7 protein-coding genes and 1 pseudogene are annotated in these 5410 nt (G+C 63.7%); 6 read left to right on the plus strand and 2 right to left on the minus strand.

Annotation, left to right across the window (positions count from 1 at the left end; translation table 11 throughout):
* Positions 1 to 166, minus strand: a 166-nt coding sequence (locus tag EOA33_RS22750) for an Atu1372/SO_1960 family protein (RefSeq protein WP_245482412.1), incomplete at its 3' end; no start/stop codon positions are given.
* Positions 167 to 304: 138 nt separating this feature from the next.
* On the opposite strand from EOA33_RS22750, the gene EOA33_RS22755 reads away from it, so the two are divergent.
* The 5 genes from EOA33_RS22755 (at position 305) to tsf (ending at position 4075) form a co-directional block, all read left to right on the plus strand.
* Complete coding sequence (locus EOA33_RS22755; protein ID WP_126054456.1) at positions 305 to 1135, plus strand: cell envelope integrity EipB family protein; 831 nt, start codon at positions 305 to 307, stop codon at positions 1133 to 1135.
* A gap of 58 nt (positions 1136 to 1193) precedes the next feature.
* Positions 1194 to 1472, plus strand: coding sequence for a DUF4031 domain-containing protein (locus EOA33_RS22760; RefSeq protein ID WP_126054457.1), 279 nt, complete (start codon positions 1194 to 1196; stop codon positions 1470 to 1472).
* Complete coding sequence (locus EOA33_RS22765; RefSeq protein WP_126054458.1) at positions 1469 to 2080, plus strand: LysE family translocator; 612 nt, start codon at positions 1469 to 1471, stop codon at positions 2078 to 2080. Before EOA33_RS22760 ends, EOA33_RS22765 begins: the two co-directional genes overlap by 4 nt.
* 177 nt (positions 2081 to 2257) lie before the next feature.
* Complete coding sequence (rpsB, locus tag EOA33_RS22770) at positions 2258 to 3037, plus strand: 30S ribosomal protein S2 (protein WP_127406648.1); 780 nt, start codon at positions 2258 to 2260, stop codon at positions 3035 to 3037.
* 117 nt (positions 3038 to 3154) lie between these two features.
* On the plus strand, positions 3155 to 4075 hold the full coding sequence (tsf, locus tag EOA33_RS22775; protein ID WP_126054460.1) for a translation elongation factor Ts: 921 nt from the start codon (positions 3155 to 3157) through the stop codon (positions 4073 to 4075).
* Positions 4076 to 4102: 27 nt separating this feature from the next.
* Here tsf and EOA33_RS22780 read toward each other — a convergent pair whose 3' ends face one another.
* On the minus strand, positions 4103 to 5029 hold the full coding sequence (locus tag EOA33_RS22780; RefSeq protein WP_126054461.1) for a LysR family transcriptional regulator: 927 nt from the start codon (positions 5027 to 5029) through the stop codon (positions 4103 to 4105).
* A gap of 116 nt (positions 5030 to 5145) precedes the next feature.
* Between EOA33_RS22780 and EOA33_RS22785 the strand changes: the two are divergent.
* Positions 5146 to 5410: pseudogene (locus EOA33_RS22785) on the plus strand (nuclear transport factor 2 family protein); the annotation flags it as partial.

Raw genomic sequence — 5410 nt, forward strand, 5'->3', positions numbered from 1 at the left:
CGAGTAGGCCGCTCGCCTGCAGCTTGCCGTCCTTGAGCGGCAACTGCCCCGCCGTGAACAGCAGATTGCCGGTCCGGCAATAGGGCACATAGTTGGCGGCCGGCGCGGCGGCAGCCGGAATTGTGACGCCGAGATCGCTTAGCCGCTTTTCGATTGTTTCACCCATCGTATTTCCCTATTGCTTGAAGACGCCGCGCGAGCCGGGCCGAAATTGCTATTTTTGCCTCGCTTCCGCCATGACTTTTTTTAAGCTGGACCATCTTTCCCTGCGGCCTGCCATCAGCCGCGACGATCGGAGCACCATATGCGCGCAAAGCGCCTAGCATTCCCTGCCGTTCTTGTGCCAGCGCTGTTCCTGGTGGCTCCCGCCTTTGCCGTTCCGGCGCTGCAGGCGCACCGCGCGGTCTACGACCTGACCCTCAACAAGGCATCCGACCGCTCCGGCATAACCGGCATTTCGGGCCGCATGGTCTACGAATTCAATGGCTCGCCCTGCGAGGGCTACACGGTAAAGTTCCGCTTCGTCACCCAGATCGTCACCAACGACAATACGCGTCTGACCGATCAACAGACGACCACTTTCGAGGATGCCGAGGGCAAGACCTTCTCCTTCGTCACCAAATCCTTCGTCGACCAGAATCTCGACAAGGAGGTCAAGGGCATGGCGACCAGGGAGCCCAAGGGCCTCAAGGTCGACATCGACAAGCCCGAGAAGAACAGCCTGGAGCTCGCCGCCACCCAGTTCCCGACCCAGCATCTGGTGGAACTGATCGGCAAGGCCGAGAAGGGCGAAAGCTTCTATGAAACCAACCTTTTCGACGGGTCGGAAGACGCCAACAAGGTGATGACCACGACGGTCGTCGTCGGCAAGAAGACCGACGCCGACAAGACCGACCCGGAAGCGCCGGCGCTGGCCAAGCTCGCCGCCGACAAATACTGGCCGGTCGACATCGCCTATTTCGACGACACCGACAAGAGCGGCGAGGAGGTCCCGGAGTACCGGATCAGCTTCAAGCTGCACGAAAACGGCATCACCCGCGATCTCGTCATGGACTATGGCGACTTCTCGATGACCGGCAAGCTGGTCAACCTGTCGCTGTTCGACCAGGCGAAACCCTGTCCTGCATCGAAATAGTCCAAAGGCAAATCGTCTCGCAGGGCCGTCGGCGCTGAAGAGGGGAGCGGCAGGCCTGATGGCGATCTATGTCGATGCGGCGATCTGGAAATGGGCCGGCCACCGCTGGTGCCATTTGATGGCCGACGACACCGATGAACTGCATCGCTTTGCCACCGAACTCGGCCTCAAGCGCTCGTCCTACCAGGGGCCGCCCAAGACATCGGCGCCGCATTATGACATAACCGGCTTCGAGCGCGACCGGGCGGTGCGGCTGGGCGCGATCGAGTGCAGCCGCGAGGAGATTGTTGCGATCTTCCGCCGTGTGCGGGTTCCTAACGGGAAGATAAGGCCATGACGCTCACGGCATTTCTGGCTTACTGCGCCGCGATCACGCTTGCCGCCGCTACGCCCGGCCCGGCAATGTTCGCGGTCATCACCAACGGCGTCTCGCGTGGCTTCGTCCGCGCCTTCATGGCCGGTGTCGGCATTGCCTTCGGCGATGCGGTGCTGGTGATCCTGGCGCTGCTCGGCCTGGTGGCGCTGGCACAGACTTTCGAATGGGTGTTCCTCGCCCTGAAATATGCGGGCGCTGCCTATCTGGTGTTCCTCGGCATCCGGATGTGGCGCTCGGCCAACGCCCGTGCGGATACGGCGCAGGCATCCCAGGCGAGGCTCTCACGCTCGTTTTTCCTCGGCGCCTCCATAGCGCTCGGCAATCCCAAGGCAATCCTGTTCCACGCCTCGATCATGCCGCTGATCCTCGATCTCGACACCATGACCTTCGCCGATGGGCTGCTGGTGATAGCGGTCGTCATCAGCGTCAACATTGGCACCATGGGCGTCTACGCGGCGCTCGCCGGGCGGGCCTCCGGCTGGTTCAGGACGCCGGGGCGCATGCGCCTGATGAACAGGTTTGCCGGCGGCGCCATGATCGGCACCGGTGCGCTGATCGTCGCACGCTGATCGGCAAGGAGCAGGGGCGCTTGCGTTTGTCGCGCATCCCCTCTATATGCGCGTTCATTCCACACACGGACTTTGGTGTCTGCCCGGGAGAAATCCGGCTGAAACCTCCGGTGGCGTTCAAGGACCTCGGTCCGAAAATGCCTGTGTCCGTGGAGGCCAACCGGAAAGGAACTAAGAATGGCTCTGCCTGATTTCAGCATGCGCCAGCTTTTGGAAGCTGGCATTCACTTCGGCCACCAGACCCACCGCTGGAACCCGAAGATGGCGCCCTACATCTACGGCGCCCGCAACAACATCCACATCATCGACCTGTCGCAGACGGTGCCGCTGCTGCACCAGGCGCTCAAGCAGGTGTCGGACACCGTCGCCAAGGGCGGCCGCGTGCTGTTCGTCGGCACCAAGCGCCAGGCGTCCGAAATCGTCGCTGACGCCGCGCAGCGCTCGGCCCAGTATTACGTCAACTCGCGTTGGCTCGGCGGCATGCTGACCAACTGGAAGACGATCTCGAACTCGATCCAGCGCCTGCGCAGGCTCGACGAACTGCTGGCCGGCGAGGCACAGGGCCTGACCAAGAAGGAGCGCCTCAACCTCGACCGCGAGCGCGAGAAGCTCGACAAGGCGCTGGGCGGCATCAAGGACATGGGCTCGACGCCGGACCTGATGTTCGTCATCGATACCAACAAGGAAGCGATCGCCATCCTCGAGGCCAAGCGCCTCGGCATTCCGGTCGTCGCCATCATCGATTCGAACTGCGACCCGGACAAGATCGACTTCCCCATCCCCGGCAATGACGACGCGGCTCGCGCCATCCAGCTCTACTGCGACCTGATCGCCAAGGCTGCGATCGACGGCATCGCTCGCCAGCAGGGCGCGCTCGGCGTCGACATCGGCGCCTCGGTCGAGGCTCCGGTCGAGCCGGCGCTCGATGCCCCGGCGGCCGAGACCCCGGAAGCATAATAGCGAAGGCCGGTTCCGGCCTTCATCTTTCCAATATCTTGGCGCGCTAAGCGCTGTCGCCGGGCGCATCATCGAGAATCGATGGTGCGTCGGCGCATTTGAAACAAAGAGGCGACAATGAGCATTACGGCTGCACAGGTCAAAGAACTCCGCGACTTGACCGGCGCGGGCATGATGGACTGCAAGGCGGCGTTGAACGAGACCAACGGCAACATGGAAGAGGCCGTCGACTGGCTGCGCAAGAAGGGCATCTCCAAGGCCGACAAGAAGGCTGGCCGCACCGCTGCCGAGGGCCTTATCGGCGTTGATGCCGGCCTGCGCGAGGCTGCCATTGTCGAGGTCAATTCCGAGACCGACTTCGTCGCCCGCAATGCCGCGTTCCAGGAGATCGTCGCCAACGTCGCCAAGGTGGCGCTGGCCTATGGCGCGACCGAAGCTGTGGCGGCCGCCAAGTACACGGGCTCGGACAAGTCGGTCACCGAGACGATCAAGGATGCGGTCGGCACCATCGGCGAAAACATGGGCTTCCGTCGTTCGACCAAGCTCTCTGTCGCGCACGGCGTGGTGGCGAACTATGTGCATAACAAGGTCGCCGACGGCCTCGGCAAGCTCGGCGTGCTGGTTGCCATCGAGACCACCGGTAATGCAGAGGCCGCAAATGCCTTTGGTCGCCATGTCGCCATGCATGTTGCGAATTCCAACCCGGTTGCGCTGACCGCCGAGGAAGTCGATCCGGCGCTGGTCGAACGCGAGAAGGCGATCTTCTCCGACCAGGCGCGCCAGTCCGGCAAGCCGGAGGCGATCATCGAAAAGATGGTCGAGGGCCGCCTGCGCAAGTTCTATGAAGAGGTCGTTCTGCTGAAGCAGGCTTTCGTGCTCAATCCCGACATCACCGTCGAGAAGGCGCTGAAGGATGCCGAGAAGGAAATCGGCGCTCCTGCAAAGATCACCGGCTATGTGCGTTACGCGCTCGGCGAAGGCATCGAGAAGGAAGAGACCGATTTCGCCGCGGAAGTCGCGGCGGCGGTCAAGAAATAGCCCGAAGCACAAGTAGGGCTACAGAGCTCAGGCAGCACGGCCGGGCGTCCGCGAGGATGCCCGGCCGATTTCTTGCGCGGTGTCGATGAAGGCCCGGAGCTTCGGCGCCATCGACGCCCGGCGCGGGAAATAGAGGAACAGGCCGGGTTCCTCGATCGCCGACTGCGGCAGGATCTGCACGAGGCGACCGGCGGCGATGTGGGCGCGCACCAGCGGCTCAAAGACATAGATGATGCCAACCCCGGCAAGCGCGAGGTCGATCGCGGCGAGCGAATCGGTGACGATTGCCGTGCCATTCGTTTCCACAGAGACGTCATTGCCGTCCTCGCTCAGGTCCCAGCGGTAGAGCGCGCCACTGCGCACGAGGCGGTAGCCGATGCAATTGTGGCCGGCGAGATCGGCGATGGCGGTGGGACGGCCGCGCCGCCCGACATAGGTCGGCGAAGCAGCCATCACGACACTGAATGGCGGCGTCAGCCGGACCGCCACCATATCCTGTGCGATCATCTCGCCCAGCCTGATGCCGGCGTCGAAACCTTCTCCCACGATATCGACGAGGCCCTGATCGGCAAACAGCTCGACGGTCACGTCCGGATAGCGCTCCGCCATCGCCGCCACCACGGGGGTCACCGCCAGCGGGATGGCGATATGGGAGACGTTGATCCTGAGCAGCCCCGCCGGGCGGCCGCCGATGCCGCGGATGCGGTCCATGCGTTCGGCGATGTCCTGCAGGGCAGGGGCTGCGGTCTCGATCAATGCCTTGCCGGCTTCGGTCAGCGAGACGCTGCGCGTCGTGCGCGCGAACAGCGGCTGACCGATCCGCTCCTCGACCAGACGCACAGCGTGGCTGACCGCCGACGGGCTCATGCCGAGCTCGGCCGCGGCGAGCGCGAAGCCGCCGCGCCGTGCGACGGCGACGACGACAGGCAGGTGGCTGAGCAGATCGCGATCCATTGATGAGCGGTATCGCATAGTCATTGCGAACAATGCAATCTTATCGTCTGCCGCATACTTGCACACATTGTCGCCAGCGCCACCGGCGGCGGGCCGATGCAGAAGGAGAAGACGAGATGAAAGCGTTGAAGCACGTCACTTTCGCAGCGGGCATGGCATTGGCACCGGTCGATGCCGGCGGAGCGGAACCGTCGGACTGGCACGCGCACGCCAATGAGCGCGCCGTGATCCGCATCGCCGACTCGATCGACCGCGCCGTCGACGCGCAGGACTGGCCGCTTGCCCGTAGCTATTTCGCGGATCGGGTCACTGTGGATTTCAGCAGCCTCTCCGGACGGCCGCCGGCCACCATCGCCTCGGACGAGCTGATCGGCACATGGT

Source organism: Mesorhizobium sp. M4A.F.Ca.ET.050.02.1.1 (assembly GCF_003997725.1).
GTDB lineage: Bacteria > Pseudomonadota > Alphaproteobacteria > Rhizobiales > Rhizobiaceae > Mesorhizobium.

What these genes read in the sequence shown, in the direction of transcription:
- EOA33_RS22755 (WP_126054456.1), top strand. Translation starts at nt 305, where the DNA reads ATGCGCGCAAAGCGCCTAGCATTCCCTGCCGTTCTTGTGCCAGCGCTG.
- EOA33_RS22760 (WP_126054457.1), top strand. Translation starts at nt 1,194, where the DNA reads ATGGCGATCTATGTCGATGCGGCGATCTGGAAATGGGCCGGCCACCGC.
- EOA33_RS22765 (WP_126054458.1), top strand. Translation starts at nt 1,469, where the DNA reads ATGACGCTCACGGCATTTCTGGCTTACTGCGCCGCGATCACGCTTGCC.
- rpsB (WP_127406648.1), top strand. Translation starts at nt 2,258, where the DNA reads ATGGCTCTGCCTGATTTCAGCATGCGCCAGCTTTTGGAAGCTGGCATT.
- tsf (WP_126054460.1), top strand. Translation starts at nt 3,155, where the DNA reads ATGAGCATTACGGCTGCACAGGTCAAAGAACTCCGCGACTTGACCGGC.
- EOA33_RS22780 (WP_126054461.1), bottom strand. Translation starts at nt 5,029, where the DNA reads ATGGATCGCGATCTGCTCAGCCACCTGCCTGTCGTCGTCGCCGTCGCA.